This is a genomic window from Kitasatospora sp. NPDC127121 (assembly GCF_042677305.1).
GTDB lineage: Bacteria > Actinomycetota > Actinomycetes > Streptomycetales > Streptomycetaceae > Kitasatospora.
The window spans coordinates 26,825-46,329 of sequence record NZ_JBHXTQ010000034.1 but is presented as its reverse complement, the minus strand read 5'-3'; the positions used below and the strand labels follow the sequence as shown (position 1 = coordinate 46,329).

The 19,505-nt window shown below is 72.2% G+C and carries 20 protein-coding genes; 19 read left to right on the top strand and 1 reads right to left on the bottom strand.

Annotated features, from left to right (window positions below; translation table 11 throughout):
- Positions 1 to 221: 221 nt before the first annotated feature.
- The 18 genes from proS to ACFVHI_RS18530 all read left to right on the top strand — a co-directional run bounded on the left by proS (position 222) and on the right by ACFVHI_RS18530 (position 17,166).
- A complete protein-coding gene (proS, locus tag ACFVHI_RS18615) occupies positions 222 to 1,634 on the top strand; it encodes a proline--tRNA ligase (RefSeq protein WP_063347678.1) in 1,413 nt (470 codons plus the stop codon).
- 398 nt (positions 1,635 to 2,032) lie between these two features.
- A complete protein-coding gene (locus ACFVHI_RS18610; protein ID WP_063347677.1) occupies positions 2,033 to 2,611 on the top strand; it encodes a hypothetical protein in 579 nt (192 codons plus the stop codon).
- 637 nt (positions 2,612 to 3,248) lie between these two features.
- Positions 3,249 to 3,677, top strand: coding sequence for a 30S ribosomal protein S16 (rpsP, locus tag ACFVHI_RS18605; protein WP_063347676.1), 429 nt, complete (start codon positions 3,249 to 3,251; stop codon positions 3,675 to 3,677).
- Between the two features lie 2 nt (positions 3,678 to 3,679).
- Complete coding sequence (locus tag ACFVHI_RS18600; RefSeq protein WP_063347675.1) at positions 3,680 to 3,919, top strand: RNA-binding protein; 240 nt, start codon at positions 3,680 to 3,682, stop codon at positions 3,917 to 3,919.
- 130 nt (positions 3,920 to 4,049) lie between these two features.
- On the top strand, positions 4,050 to 4,709 hold the full coding sequence (gene rimM, locus ACFVHI_RS18595; RefSeq protein WP_380340628.1) for a ribosome maturation factor RimM: 660 nt from the start codon (positions 4,050 to 4,052) through the stop codon (positions 4,707 to 4,709).
- Between the two features lie 35 nt (positions 4,710 to 4,744).
- On the top strand, positions 4,745 to 5,563 hold the full coding sequence (trmD, locus tag ACFVHI_RS18590) for a tRNA (guanosine(37)-N1)-methyltransferase TrmD (RefSeq protein WP_063351119.1): 819 nt from the start codon (positions 4,745 to 4,747) through the stop codon (positions 5,561 to 5,563).
- Positions 5,564 to 5,717: 154 nt separating this feature from the next.
- The gene (gene rplS, locus ACFVHI_RS18585; RefSeq protein WP_063347674.1) at positions 5,718 to 6,068 is read left to right on the top strand and encodes a 50S ribosomal protein L19; all 351 of its coding nucleotides are present in this window, start codon (positions 5,718 to 5,720) and stop codon (positions 6,066 to 6,068) included.
- A 350-nt stretch (positions 6,069 to 6,418) separates the two neighbouring features.
- On the top strand, positions 6,419 to 7,072 hold the full coding sequence (gene lepB / locus ACFVHI_RS18580) for a signal peptidase I (protein WP_380340625.1): 654 nt from the start codon (positions 6,419 to 6,421) through the stop codon (positions 7,070 to 7,072).
- A 181-nt stretch (positions 7,073 to 7,253) separates the two neighbouring features.
- Positions 7,254 to 8,111: a signal peptidase I gene (lepB, locus tag ACFVHI_RS18575; RefSeq protein ID WP_380340622.1), complete on the top strand. Its 858-nt coding sequence runs from the start codon at positions 7,254 to 7,256 to the stop codon at positions 8,109 to 8,111.
- Between the two features lie 240 nt (positions 8,112 to 8,351).
- Positions 8,352 to 9,368, top strand: a complete 1,017-nt coding sequence (gene lepB / locus ACFVHI_RS18570; protein WP_208869071.1) for a signal peptidase I — start codon at positions 8,352 to 8,354, stop codon at positions 9,366 to 9,368.
- A 145-nt stretch (positions 9,369 to 9,513) separates the two neighbouring features.
- Entirely contained in the window at positions 9,514 to 10,269 is a 756-nt protein-coding gene (gene lepB, locus ACFVHI_RS18565) for a signal peptidase I (RefSeq protein ID WP_380340618.1), read from the top strand.
- A 112-nt stretch (positions 10,270 to 10,381) separates the two neighbouring features.
- The gene (locus ACFVHI_RS18560) at positions 10,382 to 10,855 is read left to right on the top strand and encodes an NUDIX domain-containing protein (protein WP_363375893.1); all 474 of its coding nucleotides are present in this window, start codon (positions 10,382 to 10,384) and stop codon (positions 10,853 to 10,855) included.
- Positions 10,856 to 10,910: 55 nt separating this feature from the next.
- Positions 10,911 to 11,237, top strand: coding sequence for a DUF2469 domain-containing protein (locus tag ACFVHI_RS18555; protein WP_030056781.1), 327 nt, complete (start codon positions 10,911 to 10,913; stop codon positions 11,235 to 11,237).
- Positions 11,238 to 11,489: 252 nt separating this feature from the next.
- Positions 11,490 to 11,972 carry a YraN family protein gene (locus ACFVHI_RS18550; RefSeq protein ID WP_063351118.1) on the top strand — a complete coding sequence of 161 codons (483 nt, stop codon included), beginning with the start codon at positions 11,490 to 11,492 and terminating at the stop codon, positions 11,970 to 11,972.
- Position 11,973: 1 nt separating this feature from the next.
- Entirely contained in the window at positions 11,974 to 13,818 is a 1,845-nt protein-coding gene (locus tag ACFVHI_RS18545) for a YifB family Mg chelatase-like AAA ATPase (RefSeq protein WP_380340614.1), read from the top strand.
- Positions 13,819 to 13,823: 5 nt separating this feature from the next.
- Positions 13,824 to 14,993, top strand: coding sequence for a DNA-processing protein DprA (dprA, locus tag ACFVHI_RS18540; protein WP_380340666.1), 1,170 nt, complete (start codon positions 13,824 to 13,826; stop codon positions 14,991 to 14,993).
- 351 nt (positions 14,994 to 15,344) lie between these two features.
- Positions 15,345 to 16,295 (top strand): RNA polymerase sigma factor WhiG, encoded by a 951-nt coding sequence (gene whiG / locus ACFVHI_RS18535; RefSeq protein WP_380340611.1) that lies wholly within the window; start codon positions 15,345 to 15,347, stop codon positions 16,293 to 16,295.
- 286 nt (positions 16,296 to 16,581) lie between these two features.
- Positions 16,582 to 17,166: a TetR/AcrR family transcriptional regulator gene (locus ACFVHI_RS18530; protein WP_380340664.1), complete on the top strand. Its 585-nt coding sequence runs from the start codon at positions 16,582 to 16,584 to the stop codon at positions 17,164 to 17,166.
- A gap of 49 nt (positions 17,167 to 17,215) precedes the next feature.
- On the opposite strand, the gene ACFVHI_RS18525 is transcribed toward ACFVHI_RS18530, so the two are convergent.
- On the bottom strand, positions 17,216 to 17,788 hold the full coding sequence (locus tag ACFVHI_RS18525; protein ID WP_380340609.1) for a murein hydrolase activator EnvC family protein: 573 nt from the start codon (positions 17,786 to 17,788) through the stop codon (positions 17,216 to 17,218).
- A gap of 694 nt (positions 17,789 to 18,482) precedes the next feature.
- On the opposite strand from ACFVHI_RS18525, the gene rpsB reads away from it, so the two are divergent.
- Complete coding sequence (rpsB, locus tag ACFVHI_RS18520) at positions 18,483 to 19,385, top strand: 30S ribosomal protein S2 (protein WP_063347668.1); 903 nt, start codon at positions 18,483 to 18,485, stop codon at positions 19,383 to 19,385.
- Positions 19,386 to 19,505 lie beyond the last annotated feature (120 nt).

The following is a 19,505-nucleotide window of genomic DNA, read 5'->3' as shown; positions in this document are numbered from 1 at the left end:
GCCCCACTCCAGCGAACAGCGGGTCGGGCCCGGCGTCCAGAGGGGTGCAGGGTGGTGCGCGCGTGTCGCGGTCGTGCGCCCCCTGCGGTCGGCGGGTGCCGCCGTCTGCTGCCGGCGGGTGCGCGGTCGTCCGTCCGGCGGGTGCGGTGGTCGTCCGTCCGGCGGCCGCTGGCGTGTTATCGATTCGAAGTCAGGGGGCCGCGCCCCGTACCATTCGGGCCATGGCTAAGGCACCCGTTCTCACCCCTCAGGCGGAAGACTTCCCGCGCTGGTACCAGGACCTCATCAACAAGGCCGAGCTGGCCGACAACGGTCCGGTGCGCGGCACCATGGTCATCCGACCGTACGGCTACGGCCTGTGGGAGCGGATGCAGCAGGAGATGGACGCGCGGATCAAGAAGGCCGGCGCGCAGAACGCCTACTTCCCGATGTTCATCCCGCAGTCCTACCTGACCAGGGAGGCCGAGCACGTCGAGGGCTTCGCCCCCGAGCTCGCGGTGGTCACCCACGGCGGCGGCAAGCAGCTCGACGAGCCGGTCGTCGTCCGGCCCACCTCCGAGACGATCATCAACGAGTACTTCTCGAAGTGGGTGCAGAGCCACCGCGACCTGCCCCTGCTGATCAACCAGTGGGCCAACGTGGTCCGTTGGGAGCTGCGCCCGCGCGTCTTCCTGCGCACCACCGAGTTCCTCTGGCAGGAGGGCCACACCGCCCACGCCACCTACGAGGACGCCCGCGCGTACGCGTCGATGATCCACACCCAGGTCTACGGCGACTTCATGACGAACGTGCTCGGCATCGACGTCGTGCTCGGCCGCAAGACCGCCAAGGAGCGGTTCGCCGGCGCCATCAACACCCTCACCCTGGAGGGCATGATGGGCGACGGCAAGGCGCTGCAGATGGGCACCAGCCACGAGCTGGGCCAGAACTTCGCCAAGGCGTTCAACACGACCTACCAGCTCCAGGGCGCCGAGCGCGAGCACGTCTGGCAGACCTCCTGGGGCGTCTCGACCCGCATGGTCGGCGGCCTGATCATGTCCCACGGCGACGACAACGGCCTGCGGGTGCCCCCGCGACTGGCCGCCGTCCAGGCCGTCGTGCTCGCCATCAAGGGCGACGACGCGGTCATCGCCAAGGTGCGCGAGATCGGCGCCACGCTGGAGGCCGCCGGTGTCCGGGTGGTCGTTGACGACCGCACCGACACCCCGTTCGGCCGCCGCGCGGTGGACTGGGAGCTCAAGGGCGTGCCGCTGCGCATCGAGGTCGGCCCGCGCGACCTCGAGAACGGCACCGCGATGCTGGCCCGCCGGATCCCCGGCGGCAAGGAGCCCGTCTCCATCGACTCCCTGGCCGCGCTGGTCCCGGGCATCCTGGAGGAGGACCAGGCGCTGCTGCTGCGCCAGTCCCGCGAGCGCCGCGAGGCCCGTACCGTCGACGTCAAGACCATCGAGGAGGCCGCCGAGGCCGCCGCGACCGGCTGGGGCCGGATCTCCTGGGCCGACCTCGGTCCGGAGGGCGAGGCCAAGCTCGCCGAGCAGGGCGTTTCGGTGCGCTGCATTGTCGCGGCCGACGGCTCGGTGCCGCTGGCGGACGACCAGGACGGCAATATCGCGATCGTCGCCCGCGCGTACTGATGCCTGTTACCAGCAGGTAATGACCGTTGGTGGCGACATTTGCCCGGAATGCGGATGAGTAAGAATCCGGTAACTGTCCGAGAGGCGCCCCGACCGCGGACATCCCTACTGGCCGGTCAACTGCCGGTATTAACGCAATAGCGGTACGGTGTACGGCCCGTGGCCCTGTCAACTCGACGGGCCCACGGGCCGTACGTCCAGGGGGCGACAGCCCGCCCCCGGGCGGAATTCACGAGGCCCGCCGAGCTGCGGCGGGCCGAAACCGGCAGGGGGTTGGTCTTGCATCAGATCCGGAACGCGCAATTCGCGCGCGACCATGCATTCCTGGGAGTTCCCTGGGAATTCCCGAAGAACGAGAACATGCGGAACATCGGCTCGCACTCCATCGTTGGTCTAGCGTGAGCACGACACAGCCCCTCGTCCTCGCGGCCGAACTGGCCGCCGCCTGGAGTGACATCCAGGCCCACCACCAGGACCTCCCCGACCTGGCCTCGCCCGAGGCCCTGATCGGCGAATCCTCCTCGGCCTGTGGCACCCGGCTCGGTTTCGAGCGGCTCCTCCACGAGGCTGCCCACGGTCTGGCCGCGGCCCGGGACATCCGGGACACCTCGCGAGCCGGCCGCTACCACAACCGGCGCTTCCTGCTGCTCGCCTCCGAGCTCGGCCTGGCGCACCCGGTCGAACCGCACGCGAGCAGCGGCTTCTCCCAGGTGACCATGCTCAAGGAGACCCAGGAGCGGTACGCGGAGACCATCGAGCGACTGGACCGCGCCCTCGGCGCGCACCAGGAGGCGGTGGCCGGCGACGGTACGACGCGGGCCTTCCGCGGCCCGGCCGCCCGGCACGGTTCCTCCGGGGGCGGCGTCCGGGTCAAGGCGGTGTGCGGCTGCGGACGGAACGTCCGGGTCGTGCCGTCGGTGCTCGCCCAGGCGTCCATCGTCTGCGGCGCGTGCCAGCAGCCGTTCAAGATCTCGTGACCGATCGGTCCACCGGGACACCGGAGGGCCGGGCGGTCGTCGGATCGGACGACCGGCGCGTCGGATGACCGGGGTGGCGGAAGACCGTCCTGCCGGGCGACCGGTGCGGCGGAGGACTGCTGGACCGGGAGATCGCTGAACCGGAAGACCGTTGGACCGGGAGATCGGTTGGACCCGGACATCGGTTAGACCGGGAGATCGGTCAGGCCAGGAGATCGGTTAGGCCGGAACACCAGAAGACGGGGAAGGCCGGCGGACGGCTGTGCGGGCAGCGGATCCGGCCGGAGCGAGCGGTACATCGGTGAGTTCGTGGGCGGACCGGGAGCGAGGGCTCCCGGTCGCGCCTTGTGAACGGGCCTGCGGAGGCAGTCGGGGGCGGCCTCCGGAGGGTCTCGCGCGGCCCGCGGACGGCCGGGCGCGCGGCGCCGGGTACGGCTGAGATGCAGCCGGGATGCGTCCCGCGGATGGCCGAGCGAAGGCGGTTCGCGCCGGTATGGCAGAATGGACAGCTGAGTACTCGGCAGCCGAGCAGGACCCCTCTCTCCTACGGCTGGCGTGTCCCTTGAACGGCCCACGGCGCAACCCCACGCGACGGCGCGGCCGCTCACCCACGTCAACACCAGGAGAATCCACTCCCGTGGCAGTCAAGATCAAGCTCAAGCGTCTCGGCAAGATTCGCTCCCCGCACTACCGCATCGTCGTCGCCGACTCGCGCACCAAGCGTGACGGCCGCGCGATCGAGGAGATCGGCATCTACCAGCCGACCTACAACCCCTCGAAGATCGAGGTCGACACCGACCGCGCCCAGTACTGGCTGTCCGTCGGCGCCCAGCCGACCGAGCCGGTGCTCGCCATCCTCAAGCTGACCGGCGACTGGCAGAAGTTCAAGGGCCTCCCGGCCCCGGCGCCGCTGCTGGTTGCCGAGCCCAAGGTCGAGGACTTCTCGCACCTGTTCGCGAAGGCCGTCGCCGGCTTCGAGGACGCCACCACCGGTGTTGCCATCACCCCGAAGGCCAAGAAGTCGGACAAGGTCGAGGCTGAGGCCGACGCCGCCGCCGAGGCCTGAGCGTGATCGAGGACGCCCTCGACCACTTGGTGAAGGGCATCGTCGAGCACCCCGACGACGTGCAGGTGCGCTCGCGCAACCTGCGTCGGGGCAACACCATCGAGGTGCGAGTGCACCCCGATGACCTCGGCAAGGTGATCGGCCGGGGTGGCCGTACGGCGCGCGCACTGCGCACCGTCGTCGGCGCCCTCGGCGGTCACAACGTCCGGGTCGACCTGGTCGACGTGGACAACATTCGCTGACACAGCTGCTCGTTCAGCCGTCAGGGCTTGTGAGGCCGACCGGGACGCATGTCGTCCCGGTCGGCCTTTTCGCGTTTCTCGCGCTTTCCGCATTCCGTCCCGCTCTAGGAACTCCAGGAGAACGATCACCGTGCAGCTCGTCGTCGGCAAGATCGGCCGCGCCCACGGCATCAGGGGGGACGTCAGCGTCGAGGTCCGCACCGACGAGCCGGAGCTCCGGCTCGGCCCCGGTGCCGTCCTGTTCACCGACCCCGCGTCGGTGGGACCGCTGACCATCGAGTCCGGCAAGGTGCACAGCGGCCGGCTGCTGCTGCGCTTCGCCGGCGTCAAGGACCGCAACGCGGCGGAGGCGCTGCGGGGCACGCTGCTCATCTCCGAGGTCGACCCGGAGGAGAGCCCCGAGGACCCGGAGGAGTACTACGACCACCAGCTGATCGGCCTGGACGTGGTGCTGCTCGACGGCACCCTCGTCGGTGAGCTGACCGAGGTCGTCCACCTGCCGTACCAGGACCTGCTCACGGTGGAGAAGGCCGACGGGACGGAGGTGCTGGTGCCCTTCGTCCGCCAGATCGTGCCGACCATCGACCTGGAGAACCAGCGCGCCGTGATCACCCCGCCGGTCGGCCTGATCGAACCCGAGCAGGCCGAGGTCGCCCGTGGCGCTTCCGCCGAGGGCGAGGAGGCCGAGGACACCGAGAGCGCCGAGGGCGCCGAGGGCGCCGAGGTTGTCGAGGTTGTCGACGGCGCCGAGGGCGCGGCCGGTGCCAAGGGCGCGGAGGGGGCGAAGTGACGGTGGAGGAGGGCGTCGCGCAGGTCCAGAACGGGATGCGGATCGACGTCGTCTCGATCTTCCCCGAGTACCTGGAACCGCTGAACATCTCGCTGGTCGGCAAAGCCCGCTCCCGCGGCCAGCTGGACGTGCACGTCCACGACCTGCGCGAGTGGACCCACGACGTGCACCGGACGGTGGACGACAGCCCGTACGGCGGCGGCCCCGGCATGGTGATGAAGCCCGAGCCGTGGGGCGAGGCGCTGGACGCGGTGGTCGCCGGCGGGCCCGAGGGCCAGCTGCCGACGCTCGTCGTGCCCACCCCCAGCGGGCGGCCGTTCACGCAGGAACTCGCCCAGGAGCTGGCGAGCCGCCCCTGGCTGGCGTTCACCCCCGCCCGGTACGAGGGCATCGACCGGCGGGTCATCGAGGAGGCGGCCACCCGGATGCCGGTGGTCGAGGCCTCGATCGGCGACTACGTGCTGGCCGGCGGCGAGGTCGCCGTGCTGGTGATGGTCGAGGCGATCGCCCGGCTGCTGCCCGGGGTGCTCGGCAACGCCGAGTCCCACCGGGACGACTCCTTCGCGCCCGGCGCGATGGCCGACCTGCTGGAGGGCCCGGTCTACACCAAGCCCGCCGAGTGGCGCGGCCGGACCGTGCCGGACGTGCTGCTCAGCGGAAACCACGGCCGGATCGCCCGCTGGCGGCGGGAACAGGCCTTCGCCCGGACCCTGGCGAACCGCACCGACCTGGTCGAGCGCTGGCGCTACGGCGCCTTCGACAAGAAGGACCGGGAGGCGCTCAGCATCCTCGGCCTGGCCTGGGACGAGGAGCTCGGCCGATTTCGGTCCGTGGCCGTTGGTGTGGAAGAATAGGCCGCTGTTGTCTGTCGCTGGGCCCCCTTCGTAGGGGCCACGTGGACCGGCGCCCTCGCCACGGGGGGATCGCCGTCAGCCGATGCGGCCCGCAGCAAACCCCATTGTGACGAACTTCCGTGGGCGGCCCGTGGCGCCTGCGATGGAGAGCAACATGAGCAACAAGCTCGCTGCTGTCGACGCGGCCTCGCTGCGTAGCGACATTCCGGCCTTCCGCGCCGGTGACACCCTGAAGGTCCACGTCCGGGTCATCGAGGGCAACCGCTCCCGTGTCCAGGTCTTCCAGGGCGTCGTCATCCGCCGCCACGGCGCCGGCGTCGGTGAGACCTTCACCGTTCGCAAGGTCAGCTTCAACGTCGGCGTGGAGCGCACCTTCCCGGTGCACACCCCGGTCGTCGAGAAGATCGAGGTCGTGACCCGCGGTGCGGTTCGCCGCGCCAAGCTGTACTACCTGCGTGACCTCCGCGGCAAGGCCGCGAAGATCAAGGAGAAGCGCGACCGCTGATCCACCGTCCCCCGGCCTCGTCGGGGGATCGGATCGCTCCGAGGGGCCGGGCCACCGCACGGTAAGCTCAGCCCCCGATGAGCACGCACGAACCACCCGCGGACCGCGACGGCAGTCCCGCACCCACCGGTGCGGACTCGCTGTCGCGGTCCGCGGTCGTTTCCGGGGTCGTCCCGGGGCCCGGTGGGGAGGGATCCGGCCCCGGTGGGGATCCGCGGGCGGACGCCGGGGGTGCGCCGGAGGGCGAGGTCGCGTCCGAGGACGAGAGCGCGCCAGAGGGTGAGAACGCACGGGGGGATGAGAGCGCACCGGGGGATGAGGAGCCGGGCCACTCGCGCTCGCGGGACCTGTTGCTGCTCGTGGGGATCTGCCTGCTGGCCCTGCTGCTGGTGAACGCCTTCGTCGTGCGCCCGTTCTCGGTGCCGTCCGGATCGATGGAGGAGACCCTGCGGCCGGGCGACCGGCTGATCGCGAACCAGCTCGCCTACGCCTTCGGCGGCCACCCCCAGCGGGGCGACGTCGTGGTCTTCGACGGGACGGGCTCCTTCCTTCCGGAGTCGGGCGGGCCGACCGGCTTCCGGGACGGGCTGAGCTCGCTCGGCCGGGACCTCGGGCTGGCCCCGGCCGGGAACACGGTCTACGTCAAACGGGTGATCGGCGTCGGCGGGGACCGGGTGACCAGCACCGGCCCGGGCAGGCCGATCACCGTCAACGGGGTGCCGATCGACGAGTCCTCCTACCTGGCCCCGGGGGACCAGCCGTCGAGCGTGGCCTTCGACGTGGTGGTGCCGACCGGCAAGCTCTGGGTGATGGGGGACCACCGCAGCGCCTCCCGTGACTCGCGCGACCACCTCGGCGAGCCCGGCGGCGGCTTCGTGCCCGAGAGCAGGGTGATCGGCCGGGCGGACTGGGTGGTCTACCCGTTCTCGCGCTTGACCGGCCTTGACCGGCCCGCGGCCTTCGCCGCGACTGCGGGAACGGGCGGTCATGGGGAGCAGGGGTAGCAGAGGCAGGGACCGGCTGGCGGACCGCCCGGGCCCGGAGCCGGATGCCGGCGGACCGGTCGGCGCCGGATCAGCAGGTGCCGGACCCGCGGATGCCGGATCGGCGAGTGCCGGATCCGTGAGTGCCGGATCTGACGGTGCCGGGCCAGGAGGCGCCTCCCCCGGGGGTGCGGGCCCGGCCGTGGTGCTGCCCGTCCGGGGCCGGGCCGATCGCCGCCGCAGCGCCCGACGCGCGGCCCGGCGGCGCAAGCGGTCGCTGCTGCGGGAGTTCCCGCTGATCATCGTGGTGGCGCTGCTGGTCGCGCTGGTGATGAAGACCTTCCTGCTCCAGGTGTTCGTGATCCCCTCCGGCTCGATGGAGCAGACCATCCAGGTGGGGGACCGGGTGCTGGTGGACAAGCTGACCCCCTGGTTCGGCAGCGAGCCGCAGCGCGGCGACGTGGTGGTGTTCAAGGATCCGGGCGGCTGGCTGGAGAGCGACCACAAGCCGTCCGACGACGGTCCGGTGCTGGGGGCGGCCAAGCAGGTCCTCACCTTCGTCGGGCTGCTGCCGTCGGACAGCGAGCAGGACTTGATCAAACGGGTCATCGGCGTCGGCGGGGACACCGTGGAGTGCTGCGACGCGCAGGGGCGGTTGAGCGTCAACGGCACGCCGGTGGACGAGCCGTACCTCGCGCCCGCCAACCCGCCGTCCCGGCAGCCCTTCAAGGTGCAGGTGCCGCAGGGTCGGCTCTGGGTCATGGGCGACCACCGGGACGTGTCCGCCGACTCCCGCTTCCACATGGGGAACCCGGGGCAGGGGACCATCCCGCTGAGCGGTGTGGTCGGCCGGGCCTTCATGAACGCCTGGCCGCTGGACCGCCTCCATCAACTTGACGTGCCGAGTTCACTCTCCTCGTTGGCGCGGGCTCCGCAGGCGCGCGGAACTGCGCCGGAATCCGTGGGCGTTGGGCCGGTTCCGGTGGAACCTCCGCTCGTTATGGGTGTGTTGGGCATCTTTCCGGCCGTCGTTCGCCGGTCAGGGCGGCCGCCCGAGTGAGCCGGGCCGGGCGTCTCGCGGCCGGGCCGCGCGCGTGGGACCGCGAGCCGGATGCCTTGGAGTGATAGAGAAGTGCAGGTGCGGCCGGGAGGTCCCGGTCGTGCGTCGAGGCTGTGCTGGTGTCAGGGGAGCCCGTGATGGGCAGTCCCGAAGCGTCCATGGTCGTGGTGAGCGTGGTGCCCGCTGTGCGGCACTGTGAGCGCGGGCGCTCGGGCGTCCGCACAGCAGGGAGGAGACGTTGTGGGGGATGTGGTGATCGGCGCCCGCTCAGGTGCCGGCGAGCCCGAGGGCTCTGGCGGTCGAGCGGCCCGGTCCGCTGAGTCCGGTGCGTCCTCGGCCTCGGTCGAGGACGCGGCGGCCCAGACCGCCGACGAACATGGCGACGGGACGGAGGGCCCCACCGGGGGCTCTTCGGAGTCCCACCGGCCCGACGCCGAGTCGGCGGACCAGTCGGAGTCGCAGGCCCCCGGCAAGCAGCGCAAGCAGCGTTCCTTCTGGAAGGAACTGCCGATCCTGGTCGGCATCGCGCTGGTCCTGGCGCTAGTGATCAAGACCTTCTTCGTCCAGGCCTTCTCCATTCCGTCGGAGTCGATGCAGAACACGTTGCAGGTCGGTGACCGTGTCCTGGTGGACAAGCTGACCCCCTGGTTCGGCGCGGAGCCCGAGCGCGGTGAGGTCGTGGTGTTCCACGACCCGGGTGGCTGGCTGAACGACGAGCCGACCCCGCAGAGCAGCAACTCCTTCGTCCGGGGCGTCCAGGACGTGCTCAGCTTCGTCGGTCTGATGCCGTCGGCCAATGAGAAGGACCTCATCAAGCGGGTCATCGCGGTCGGCGGGGACACCGTCGAGTGCCAGGGCACCGGGCCGGTGAAGGTCAACGGCGTCGCGCTCAACGAGCCGTACGTCTACCAGGGCAACACCCCCTGCGGTGACCACCCGTTCGACCCGGTGAAGGTGCCCAACGGCCGGATCTGGGTGATGGGCGACCACCGCGCGGACTCGCTGGACTCCCGCTTCCACATGGACCAGCCGGGTGGCGGCACCGTTCCGGTGGGCAACGTGATCGGGCGGGCCTTCGTCGTGGCCTGGCCGGTCGGTCACTGGTCGACGCTCTCGGTGCCGAACACCTTCGACCAGAAGGGCCTGGCGGCGGCCGCGCCTCTGGCGCCTCCCGTGGCTGGCGCGGTGGGCGCGGTCGCGCTGCTTCCGCTGGTGCGTCGGGTGCGGGAGCGGAGGGACGGCCGGAAGGACTCCTGAGCTCCACCGGGTTCTCCTCAGCCCTTGCGCGGGCCGTGGTACCGACGAGTAATCTGCTCGGACGTGCCACGGCCCGTCGGCTTTTCTGCCGGTGCCCCCGGCGTGCCATTGGTGTTCTCCGGTCGGCCAGAGGTGGACGGTTTCGATGAGCGGTGTCGTTGAGCAGACGGCCGACCACCCGGCTTCGCCCGCCCGTCCGGGCCGCCGGCCCGCGGCGGTGCTGCAGGGCGTCGCGCTCGCGCTCGGGCTGGTGCTGATGATCGGCGGCTTCGCCTTGATCGCGATCGACTACCGGCCGTACAGCATCCCGACCGCCTCGATGTCCCCCACGCTTCGGATCGGGGACACCGTGCTCGCCCGGAAGATCGGCGGCGGGGCCGTCGGCCGGGGGGACGTGGTGGTCTTCCGGGACCAGGACTGGGGTGGCGAGCTCATGGTCAAGCGCGTGGTCGCGGTCGGCGGGGACACCGTCGCGGCCACCGGCAACGACCACCGGCTGACGGTCGACGGACAGGTGGTGGAGGAGCCGTACCTCGCGGCGCAGGGCCCGCAAGGCTCCTCGTTCAGCGTCACGGTGCCGCCGGGGCGGCTGTTCCTGCTCGGCGACAACCGGCTGGGCTCGCTCGACTCCCGCACCCACCTGGAGGTCGACGGCGGGACCGTCCCGGCCGGCGCGGTGGAGGCCAGGGTCGAGGCCACCCTGATGCCGTTCGGCAGGACGGGCGACCTCGGCCGGACCGCGGCCTTCGACGGGCTTCCCGGACCGAAGGCCGGTCCGCCCGGGCCGCTGCAACCGGCTGCCTTCGCGACCGTTGCGGGCGCGGCGCTGATCCTCGTGACTTCGGCGGTGGGCGGGGTGGCGGGCCTGGCCCGCCGGCTCAGCCGGGGGCGCAGCTCCTGATCGCGGTCGTCGCGGCCCGGGCCGCTCTGCCGAACATCGCCCCGGACGGCGGCGCCGGGTGGCAGGATCGGTAGCGCCACCGACGCGAACGGAAGGAGCGTGGAGCGCTGCCATGACGGCACAACGGCGCAGGGCGGCGCGGATCCTGCTGCTGGACGGGCAGGACCGCATCCTTCTCTTCCTGGGCTCCGACCCGGCGACGCCGGGGGAGGCGTGGTGGTTCACGCCCGGCGGCGGCTTGGAGCCCGGGGAGGACGTGCGGGAGGCCGCCGCGCGGGAACTCGCGGAGGAGACCGGCCTGCGGGGTGTGGACCTGGGGCCCTTGGTGGCGTACGGCACGGTGTCGTTCTCCTTTCAGGGACGGCGTTACGAGCAGGATCAGTGGTTCCATCTGGCCCGGACCACGGAGACGGGTCTCGACCACTCGGGGATGGGCGAGGAGGAACACGCCCAACTGCTCGCGGCGCGCTGGTGGACGGTCGAGGAGCTGAGGGGGACCGCCGAGACGGTCTACCCGGTCGGATTGGCGGACTTCCTGGAGCGACTGCTGGCCGAGGGCCCGCCGGTCGCCCCGGTACGGCTCTGAGCGTGGGTGCGGTGGTCCACAATGGGTGGACGTGACAAGTTGAGGGGACGCCTGGATGAGTGCCGAAGATCTCGAGAAGTACGAGACCGAGATGGAGCTCAAGCTCTACCGGGAGTACCGGGACGTCGTCGGCCTGTTCAAGTACGTGATCGAGACCGAGCGACGGTTCTACCTCACCAATGACTACGAGTTGCAGGTGCACTCGGTGCAGGGCGAGGTCTTCTTCGAGGTGTCGATGGCGGATGCGTGGGTCTGGGACATGTACCGGCCGGCCCGGTTCGTCCGTAAGGTCCGGGTGCTGACCTTCAAGGACGTGAACATCGAGGAACTCGCGAAGAGCGATCTGGAGCTGCCCTCGGACGAGTCCGGCTTCGGGAACTGACGTTGGACCGCTCGGACCCGCGTTGTCCAGCGGAATTTCGCGCGATCGGGGCGTCTCACTCCTGCGGGTGACAAAAGTTATCCACAGGCCCGAGTTATCCACAGGGAAACGGAAATTCCCGGCCTCGCCGTGCGCGACGGTGCAACCTCCACGTCGGAGGTGGTCACCGTGCAGAACACGATCACGCAGGACCAGGCCGTACCGGGTGCGGCCGTACTGGACCAGGCCGCAGCGGCCACAGCGGCCGGAGCCGTGCGGGACGGCACGAGGGACGGCACCGGGCCGGGCCCGGGTCGCAGTACCGGCGGTCGCAGTACCAACAACGGGCTCGGCCGCTACGGCGAGCGGGTCGCCGCCCGCCGTCTCACGGAGGCCGGGCTCCGCATCCTGGACCGCAACTGGCGCTGTGTCGAGGGCGAGTTGGACATCGTCGCCCTCGACGGCGACACCGTGGCGGTCTGCGAGGTGAAGACCCGCTCCGAGCGGGGCTTCCAACAACCCAGCGAGGCCATCGGCCAGGCCAAGGCCGCCCGGTTGCAACGCCTGGCGGAGCGCTGGATGGCCGAGCGCTGGCCCGGCCACTTCGCACGGCTGGCCGGTCCCGGGTACGACCCCGGGCCCACGGACCCGCACTGGCCGCCCGCTCCGCCCGGGGGCGTGCGGATCGACCTGGTGGCCGTGGTCAACCGGGCCCGGGGTGCGGCCCTGGTCGACCACCTGCGGGGGGTGGTCTGAGATGGCCTTCGCCCGTACCTGTTCCGTCGCGCTGGTCGGCGTCGACGGAGTGATCGTCGAGGTCCAGGCCGATCTGGAGCCAGGGGTGGCCGCGTTCGCCCTGGTCGGCCTGCCCGACAAGGCGCTGTCCGAGGCCCGCGACCGGGTGCGCGCGGCCGTGGTCAACAGCGGTGAGGCCTGGCCGCAGCGCAAGCTGACCGTCGGGCTCAGCCCGGCCTCGGTGCCCAAGAGCGGCAGTGGCTTCGACCTCGCGGTGGCCTGCGCCGTCCTGGCCGCGGCCGAACGGCTCGACCCCTCCTCCATCGCCGAGCTGCTGATCATCGGCGAACTGGGTCTGGACGGCCGGGTGCGGCCGGTCCGCGGGGTGCTGCCGTCGGTGCTGGCCGCGGCCGACGCGGGATACCAGCGGGTCGTGGTCGCGGAGCAGACCGCGCCCGAGGCCTCGCTCGTCCCTGGCGTGACCGTGATCGGCGTCCGCAGCCTGCGGCAGCTGGTCGCCGTCCTGACCGGCGCGTCCGCGCCGGAGGAGCCGCCCGACCCGATCGCCGGCCGGCCGGATCCGCTGATGGCCGGCCTGATGCTGCCCAGCGCCGGCGTCCGAGGGCTGGTCGACGACAAGGCGGCGCGCCTCGATCTGGCCGACGTGGCCGGACAGTACGAGGCCCGGCGCGCCCTGGAGATCGCCGCTGCCGGCGGTCACCACCTGTACCTCAAGGGCCCACCGGGCGCGGGCAAGACGATGCTGGCGGAGCGGCTGCCCTCGCTGCTCCCGCCACTGACCCAGAAGGAGGCTCTGGAGGTCACCGCCGTGCACTCGGTGGCCGGGCTGCTCCCGGTCGGGCGCCCGCTCATCGACACGGCGCCGTACTGCGCCCCGCACCACTCCACGACGATGCCGGCGATCGTCGGCGGCGGCAGTGGCCTGCCGAGACCGGGGGCGGTCTCGCTGGCCCACCGGGGCGTGCTGTTCCTGGACGAGGCGCCGGAGTTTCCGGTCCGGGTGCTCGACTCGCTGCGCCAGCCGCTGGAGTCGGGCGAGGTGGTGATCGCCCGCTCGGCCGGCTCGCTCCGGCTTCCGGCCAGGTTCCTGCTCTGCCTGGCCGCCAACCCCTGCCCGTGCGGCCGCCATTCACGACGGGGTGAGGGGTGCGAGTGCAGCCCTGCGATGGTCAGTCGTTACCAGGGGCGGCTCTCCGGGCCGCTGCTGGACCGGGTCGACCTCCAGGTCCAGGTCGCCCCGGTGACGAGGATCGAACTCATGGAGCGGGACACCACGGCGGAGAGCACCGAGACCGTCGCGGCCCGGGTGCTGGCCGCGCGGGAACGGGCAGCGGCCCGGCTGGCGACCACCCCGTGGCGGACCAACGCGGAAGTCCCGGGCCACGAGCTGCGGACCCGCTGGCAGCTCGCCCCCGGCGCACTGAACGATGTCGCCCGCCAGTTGGAGCGCGGGCTGCTGACCGCCCGGGGCCTGGACCGGGTGCTCCGGGTCGCCTGGACGGTCGCCGACCTCGCCGGTCGCGACCGGCCGGACCAGCGGGACGTCCGCACCGCACTGGTCCTGCGCACCGGCGTCGAGCAGGGGCTGCCGCTGGCCGAGCGGGTCTACGGCCGACTCGGTGGCATCCCGGCCCAGCGCGTCGGCCCGGTCGACGAGCCGCCCGAAGGGCAGAGCCGGTCGGGCCGGTTCGAGAAGCCCGATTGTCCCGACCCGGAGAGCCCTGACCCGGAGAGTCCTGGTCCGCCGGACCGCCCCGATGCCCTTGGCCGATCCACCCGGTCCGGCTCCGCCAAGCGGTCCGGGAAGCGCGACCAGCATCGGGCGGACGAGGGCGGTGAGGCATGAACCCGATGATGATGCACCTTCAGCCGCCCGGCCGGGCAGAGTCCGAGTCCGGTCCCGATCCGGAGCGCCTCGCCCGCGCCGTGCTCAGCCGGCTGAGCGAGCCCGGGGACGCGGTGGTCGGCCGGTGGCTCGGTCAGCTCTCCGCAGTCGACGCCGTCCGGGCGATCCGTGACGGGACGGTGCCCGCACACCCCGGGCTGGACGGGCCCCGGTTGGCCGGCTACCAGGCGAGACTCCCCGGTCTGGACCCGGCCGAGGACCTGGAACGGGTACGAGCCGTCGGTGGACGCTTCATCATTCCGGGGGACACGGAATGGCCCAGCCAACTGGACGATCTGGGCGACGGGCGCCCGATCGGGCTCTGGACGACCGGCACGGGTTCGCTGCGGCTGCTCGCGCTCCGCTCGGTGGCGATGGTTGGCTCCCGAGCCTGCACGGCCTACGGCGCCCACGTCGCGGGGGAGCTGTCGGCCCAACTGGCCGAGCGAGGTTGGGTCGTGGTGTCCGGAGCCGCCTACGGGATCGACGCGGCCGCCCACCGAGGGGCGCTCTCCGTCGGCGGGATGACGATCGCGGTGCTCGCCTGTGGGGTCGACGTGGCCTACCCGAAAGGGAACGCCGAACTGATCCGGTGGATCGGTGCCCAGGGACTGCTGGTCAGTGAACTCCCACCCGGGGAACACCCGAACCGCTTCCGCTTCGTGCTCCGCAACCGGGTCATCGCGGCGCTCACCCGGGGCACGGTGGTGGTCGAGGCGGCGATGCGCAGCGGCGCGCTGAGCACGGCCAGACGGGCGCGGGACCTCAACCGCCACACCATGGGCGTCGCCGGCCCGGTGACCTCGGAACTCTCGGCCGGGGTGCACGCCCTGATCCGCAGCGGCGGCGCCACGCTGGTCACCGACTCCGCCGAGATCGCCGAACTGATCGGGGCGATCGGGGACGACCTGGCGCCGCAGCGCAGCGGCCCGGTCCTGCCCCGGGATCTGCTGGAGCCGGCGGTGGCCCGGGTGCTGGAGGCCGTCCCGGCGACGGCGGAGGGCGCGCCGATCGAGCGGTTGGCCCGGCAGTCCGGACTCCCGCCGGACGAAGTGCTGCAGCGGCTCTACGAGTTGGGCTCGCTCGGTTACGTCGAGCGGCACGGCGCGCACTGGCGCCTGGTGCGGAGGAGGTGACGGTCGGGACGAAGCGCACATCCGTGTCGTGGGGAGGGGTCGTGGGGAGGGAGTGTCGGGATCGCCCGGTTGACCTGCTGATCCGGTTCGTCCGTTCGCGTGCCCGGATCCGGTGACGTGAACGCCACCGGATCGGGGGACGACCGAGTGGCGGTAGCGCATTGCAGCGAGTCGGTCACGCTACGCTCCACATGCCTTCCCTATCAGCACATGACTCGGCAGAACGGCGCAGACCAACGCATGCCCACACACATTCCCGGACACAGAGTGACCGGTGGCGCCCGGTCCTCGGGAGGGCCGCGGACCGAGCGGCGCCCCGTGACTGAGTTCCCGCCCAAGGCGACGGGGACAATGGGGGGCCTGTCGCGCCAGGGCGGCCGGCCGACGGCGGTGCCGGGCCAGCCCGCCGACGCGGTCGGCGCTGCCACCGGCGACGGCGCAGCCCGCCCGATCGCTGCCGGTGCCCTGCCGCCGGACGGCACCCCCCCGCCCGGCCCGGAGCAGGGACCGGGGCCGGGCGGTCCAGGCCCCGGAGCCCAGGGGCGCACCGCGCTCGAAGAGCTCTGGCGCTCCTACAAGGAGACCGGCGACCAGCGGCTGCGCGAGCAGCTGATCCTGCACTACTCGCCGCTCGTCAAGTACGTGGCGGGGCGGGTCGGGGTCGGCCTGCCCTCCAACGTCGAGCAGGCCGACTTCGTCTCCTCGGGGGTCTTCGGGCTGATCGATGCGATCGAGAAGTTCGACATCGACCGCGCCATCAAGTTCGAGACCTACGCGATCAGCCGGATCCGCGGTGCGATCATCGACGAACTGCGTGCCCTGGACTGGATCCCGCGCTCGGTGCGGCAGAAGGCGAAGGCCGTCGAGCGGACGTACGCGACGCTGGAGGCCCGGCTGCGCCGTACGCCGCACGATCCCGAGGTCGCGGCCGAGATGGGCATCGCGATCGAGGATCTGCACGCGATCTTCAGCCAGCTGTCCCTGGCCAACGTGGTGGCCCTGGACGAACTGCTGCACCCGGTGGGGGAGGGCGGCGACCGGCTGAGCCTGATGGACACCCTGGTGGACCACGGTGCCGACAACCCGGTCGAGGTGGCCGAGGACCGCGAGCTGCGCAGGCTGCTGGCCCAGGCGGTCAACACCCTCCCCGAGCGGGAGAAGACCGTGGTGACGCTCTACTACTACGAGGGCCTCACCCTCGCCGAGATCGGCCAGGTGCTGGGGGTGACGGAGAGCCGGGTGAGCCAGATCCACACCAAGTCCGTCCTCCAGCTGCGCGCCAAGCTGTCGGACATCCGGTAGCGCGGGCCGGGACCGTCCCGTTCCGGCCGACCTCCGGGTCGCGACCCCGGCCACGTTGCCGGTCCGCGCCTGCCCGGCCGCATCCTCGGGCCGTACCTGCCCGGCCGTACCGGCCCGGCTGTAACCCTGGGCCGTTACTCCGGGCCGGATCCCCGGGTTGCGCGCCCGCTCGCACGCCTCGCCGCACGCCTGCGCGCTCTCGCTCCCCGCTCAAATGCGCGGCGCCGTACCGGCCGCAGGTAGGGCTCCGTACAGTGGGAGCGTGCCGAAGATCCGAGCGGCCACGGTGGCCGAGCATCGCCAGCTGCAGCGTGCAGCCCTCCTTGACGCTGCCCGCACCCTGCTCACGGAGGGCGGCATGGAGGCGCTGACCTTCCCTGCGCTCGCTGCGCGCACCTCCCTGGCGCGCTCCTCGGTCTACGAGTACTTCCGCTCCCGGGCCGCCGTGGTCGAGGCGCTCTGCGAGGTGGACTTCCCGCTCTGGGCGGCCGAGATCGAGGCCGGGATGGAGAGCTGCGACAGCGCGGCCGACCGGATCGAGGCGTATGTCCGTGGCCAGCTGGCGTTGGCCGCAGACCCGCGCCACCGGGCGGTGGTGGCGATCTCCGCGCTCGAACTCGACGAGGCCGCGCGCGAGCGCATCCGGGCGGCGCACGGCAAGCTGGTCGGCCTGGTCGTCCGGGCCCTGGAGGATCTCGGTCACGCGCAGCCCCGGCTCGCTGCGGCGTTGCTCCAAGGAGTCGTGGAGGCGGCCGTGCGCCGGGCCGAGCAAGTGGCCGCGGGGGAGCGTGTCGGGTGCGCGGCCGAGCGCCCCGAACTGATCGCGGACGCCGCCGTGGCCATGGCCCTGCACGGCCTCGACCGGGCCTGAGCCGCCGTCCGGCCCGGTTCGTTTGGTTCGTTCGGTTCATCTGAATTCATCAGGTGCGCCCGGCGCCGCCCAGCGGCAGCAGCCGCGCCGCTCCCGCGCCGAACAGGGCCAGCGGGTCGAGGTAGCGCCCGCCGCGCAGCAGCCCCCAGTGCAGGCAGTCCCGCGCTGGGCAGTGCCGTCCGTCGGGGGCGAGCCGTCCGATCACCTGTCCGGCGGGTACCTCGGTGCCGACCGGGGCGGTGCCGGCGATGGGCAGGTAGGTGGTCCGCAAGGGGGGTGACCCCGAGCCGGGGTGGGTGACGGTCACCACCGGGCGCCCCGCCACCAGCCCGGAGAACGTGACCACCCCGGCGGCAGCCGCCCGCACCTCCGCCCCGGGCGCGGCGGCGAGGTCCACTCCCCGGTGTCCGGCGGCCCATGGCGTGGCCGGTGGCTCGAACCGCCGGAGCACCCCGCCGGGCCCGCCCACCGGCCAGGCCCGCGCACCGCCCGAACCGGTCCGGCCGCTCTCGCCGCCCCCGCCATCACCTCCGCCGCCCCCGCTGAGAGCGGCGCCCCGCCCCGCACTGCCCGAGACCAGCAGCACCAGCGCGGCCAGCACGGCGACCAGCCCCCGCAGCACACCAAACGAGCCCGGCCCCAACCGGCCCGGCCCCAATCGGTCAAGGCTCAACCGGCCCGGCCCCGAGCAGGCCGGACCGATGGCGGGCGGAACCGGGCATTCGGCGCGAGCGGTCATGCCCCGAGGCTTGCTGCGCGGCCGCCCCGGCGCCACCCACTTCCGGACTCCTGTGGACAAACCGCCCTCGTGGCCTGATCCCGTCCCTCCAGCGGGTGTACGGATGCCGCCATCCGGTGTACAAGCACCGCAGCAGCAGCACTCCCAAGGCCCGGCCGCCCCGCCTCCGCCCCGCCTCGGCCCGGCCTCCGCCCAGCTCCCGCCAGCGCGGACCCGCCCGTCCAGGGCCTCCGCCAGTCGCGGAGTCGCCCGCTCCGCGGCGCTTCCCGTACACTTCACACGCGACCCGGTCCGCCGGGTCGACTTCGCACGCCCCGCCACCGGTGGACGGACGCGGCCCGGCCGCTGCCCCCGCCAGGTGCGAGTGCCGCTCGGTCCGCCGAGCCCGCCTGGTCCCCGGACCGTGCGGGTTCAAGCGGCTCGGCACGTTCGGGGCGTCAGGCGTGGCTGTCACCTGGCTGCCACGGACAAACCGAGCCTGACCCGGCCGGACGCACCGCGCGAGCGGGGAGCGCCACCGCGCGAACCCGCCGTCCGTTGCGCGACCGCCGGGCCGTAACACCTGAGGAGCACGGCTATGGCCGTCGTCACGATGCGGGAGCTGCTGGAGAGCGGCGTCCACTTCGGTCACCAGACCCGCCGTTGGAACCCGAAGATGAAGCGCTTCATCATCACGGAGCGCAACGGCATCTACATCATCGACCTCCTGCAGTCGCTGAACTACATCGACCGCGCCTTCGAGTTCATCAAGGAGACCGTTGCCCACGGCGGCAGCGTCCTCTTCGTCGGCACGAAGAAGCAGGCCCAGGAGGCCATCGCCGAGCAGGCCACCCGCGTGGGCATGCCCTACGTGAACCAGCGCTGGCTCGGCGGCATGCTGACCAACTTCTCGACCGTCTACAAGCGCCTGCAGCGCCTGAAGGAGCTCGGCGAGCTGGACTTCTCGGACGTGGCCGGTTCCGGCCTCACCAAGAAGGAGCTCCTGGTCCTCCAGCGCGAGCACGACAAGCTGGAGAAGACCCTCGGCGGTATCCGCGACATGCAGCGCGTTCCCAGCGCCGTGTGGATCGTGGACACCAAGAAGGAGCACATCGCGGTCGGCGAGGCCCGGAAGCTCAACATCCCGGTCGTCGCCATCCTCGACACCAACTGTGACCCCGACGAGGTCGACTACAAGATCCCGGGCAACGACGACGCGATCCGCTCCGTCACCCTGCTGACCCGCGTGATCGCCGACGCCGTGGCCGAGGGTCTGAAGTCCCGCGCCGGTGTCGCCAAGGGCGACGTCAAGGCCGAGCCGGGCGCCGACCAGCCGCTGGCCGACTGGGAGAAGGACCTCATCGAGGGCGAGAAGAAGGCCGAGGAGGCCCCCGCCGCCGCCGAGGCTCCGGCCGCTGAGGCCCCCGCCGCCGAGGCTGAGGCCGTCGAGGCCCCCGCCGCTGAGGCTGAGGCCACCGAGGCGCCGGCCGAGCAGGCCTGACGTACCAAGGGTGAGGGGCACCCGCCGGTACGACACCGGTAGGTGCCCCTCTCTCCCGCGCCGGGACCGAATCATCGGTCCCGGCGTCTCCCCACGCAGACACGCGAGACGCGAGAAGAG

Coding starts and splice junctions, on each gene's coding strand:
- rpsB (WP_063347668.1), top strand. CDS start 18,483: ATGGCCGTCGTCACGATGCGGGAGCTGCTGGAGAGCGGCGTCCACTTC.
- whiG (WP_380340611.1), top strand. CDS start 15,345: ATGGGGGGCCTGTCGCGCCAGGGCGGCCGGCCGACGGCGGTGCCGGGC.
- ACFVHI_RS18555 (WP_030056781.1), top strand. CDS start 10,911: ATGAGTGCCGAAGATCTCGAGAAGTACGAGACCGAGATGGAGCTCAAG.
- ACFVHI_RS18545 (WP_380340614.1), top strand. CDS start 11,974: ATGGCCTTCGCCCGTACCTGTTCCGTCGCGCTGGTCGGCGTCGACGGA.
- ACFVHI_RS18560 (WP_363375893.1), top strand. CDS start 10,382: ATGACGGCACAACGGCGCAGGGCGGCGCGGATCCTGCTGCTGGACGGG.
- trmD (WP_063351119.1), top strand. CDS start 4,745: ATGCGGATCGACGTCGTCTCGATCTTCCCCGAGTACCTGGAACCGCTG.
- dprA (WP_380340666.1), top strand. CDS start 13,824: ATGATGATGCACCTTCAGCCGCCCGGCCGGGCAGAGTCCGAGTCCGGT.
- rplS (WP_063347674.1), top strand. CDS start 5,718: ATGAGCAACAAGCTCGCTGCTGTCGACGCGGCCTCGCTGCGTAGCGAC.
- proS (WP_063347678.1), top strand. CDS start 222: ATGGCTAAGGCACCCGTTCTCACCCCTCAGGCGGAAGACTTCCCGCGC.
- lepB (WP_380340618.1), top strand. CDS start 9,514: ATGAGCGGTGTCGTTGAGCAGACGGCCGACCACCCGGCTTCGCCCGCC.